This is a genomic window from Luteibacter sp. P4_E6, assembly GCF_056401535.1.
The window spans coordinates 1-1,927 of record NZ_JBFUJE010000665.1 but is presented as its reverse complement, the minus strand read 5'-3'; the positions used below and the strand labels follow the sequence as shown (position 1 = coordinate 1,927).

Below are 1,927 nucleotides of genomic sequence, written 5' to 3'. Positions count from 1 at the left end.
GACCAAGGCGTTCGAGAAGCTGGGATGGAAGCCGGAGACCACTCTCGAGAATCTTTGCCGCATGATGGTCAAGGCTGATCTGCGTCGGAATGAACGTGACGTCTCGTTCTGAGGTGGCGCCCTCCAGGGTTCTTGTCACCGGACACAAGGGCTTCACCGGTCGCTACGTGGTCGACGCGCTTCGTGCCGCCGGACACGGGGTGCTTGGACTCTGTGAGCGCCCGTCGGACCTCGACTCCGCGTCGGTAGATCTCCTCGACCGAGAGGCTGTTGCGCGTTCGGTGAGTGAAGGGCGCCCAACAGCCGTCATCCATCTCGCCGCCATCGCTTTCGTGGCCCACGGCGACGCTGACGAGATGTACAGGACGAATGTTGTAGGCACGCGTCACCTTCTGGAGGCTCTGGCGGCGTTGCCGGAGATCCCGCTGGCTGTTCTGCTTGCCAGTAGCGCCAACATCTACGGAAACAACGATATCGAGCTGTTGAGCGAGTCGGTCACGCCATCTCCTGCCAACGACTATGCGGTCAGCAAGCTGGCGATGGAGTACATGGCAAAGCTATGGGCCGACCGTTTGCCGGTCATCCTTTCCCGTCCGTTCAACTACACGGGGGTGGGTCAGGCGGAGAACTTCCTTTTGCCGAAGATCGTCTCGCACTTTCGCCGCGGCGAGCGCGTGATTGAGCTGGGCAATATCGATGTCGCTCGCGATTTCCAGGACGTTCGGTTCGTCGCCGAGGCGTATGTACGTCTGTTGTCAGCCGGTGGCCAGGGCCTGGCAGTCAACATCTGCTCGGGCACATCCGTTTCGCTACTTGAAGTCATCGGCATGATGCAGGAAATTGCCGGCTACAACATCGACGTCCGCGTCAATCCCGCATTTGTTCGCGGCAATGAAGTCGCGCGGCTCACCGGCGACAATCGCCGGCTGCGCGGCCTCATTGGGCCACTCGACATCATTCCCCTGCGGACCACGCTGGAGTGGATGTACGCCCAAGGGACGCGGGGATCGTAACGAGCCCCGCGCCATGGGTGATGCATCAGAAGTCGTGATGCAGCCCGAGGTCGCGCCAGTTTTCAACACGCTCGCAGTAGACGAACATGCGCTCGTCATGCTCGTTGTCGATAGGGTTTGAGTGCGTAGAGCCTTGCATGAGCTCTCCGACGACTCGCCACCCGCAGCGAGCCAGCAGGGCCTTCAGCCCCAGCGGCGAAAGAATCCAGTAATTCGTCGGGTCATTGTTCGCCTCCCGATTGCGCAGGAAGTAAGCCACCGGGTGCTTCTCGATGGATGTTCCGTCAGGCAGGAATCGGAAGACCTTCGTCGACAGTGCGAGTCGCTCGGCGTGCATGGCCAGCGTCATCAGGAGGTTCATCGGATTGCGCAGGTGGTAGAGCAATCCCAGTGCGAAAGCGAGATCGTATTGACCTTCCAGTTCGAAGGCGCGATCGATGTCGCGAACCACCAATTTTGAAGAACTTCCCAAGGCTTCCGCGAAGCTGCCGATTCCCCGGCAGTCGTTGAAGTTCGTCGGGGGGTTGTCGAGCATATCGACCTGGTTTCCCAGCGATTCGAAGAAGAAACCGACGTCGCCGTCACCTGCGCCAATGTCGAGGAATTTCCAGTTCAAGTTCCCCTTCACTGCGGAATCAAGGATTTCCGAAGGGAAATACTTGGGCATCAGACCAATGTTGTTCAGTGAATCGTAGGGATACCAGTCCATGGGCCGTTCGGCTTTGATCGCGTCCAGCTTCTGCCTGAACTCTTTTGTCTTACTTGCGAGGGCGTCACTCTTCCACACAGTTCTCTCTCCATGCTGACGTGAATAAGCGAATACTTCTAGCGTGCGTTCATTAACTCCATGCTTCAAAACGGAGACAGGAGCCTTTATCGGCTCCTGTCTCGTCGCATCTGTGCTCAGGTACGGC

2 protein-coding genes and 1 pseudogene are annotated in these 1,927 nt (G+C 58.5%); 2 read left to right on the top strand and 1 reads right to left on the bottom strand.

Going from position 1 to position 1,927, the window contains the following annotated elements; genetic code table 11:
• Both AC1DT2_RS22155 and AC1DT2_RS22150 read left to right on the top strand, forming a co-directional pair.
• Positions 1–112 (top strand): annotated as a pseudogene (locus AC1DT2_RS22155) (GDP-mannose 4,6-dehydratase); the annotation flags it as partial.
• Positions 90–1,013, top strand: coding sequence for an NAD-dependent epimerase/dehydratase family protein (locus AC1DT2_RS22150; RefSeq protein ID WP_477298768.1), 924 nt, complete (start codon positions 90–92; stop codon positions 1,011–1,013). The pseudogene AC1DT2_RS22155 and the gene AC1DT2_RS22150, both read left to right, overlap by 23 nt.
• Before the next feature lie 25 nt (positions 1,014–1,038).
• Here AC1DT2_RS22150 and AC1DT2_RS22145 read toward each other — a convergent pair.
• A partial coding sequence (locus tag AC1DT2_RS22145; protein ID WP_477298766.1) for a class I SAM-dependent methyltransferase occupies positions 1,039–1,927 on the bottom strand: 889 nt, incomplete at its 5' end.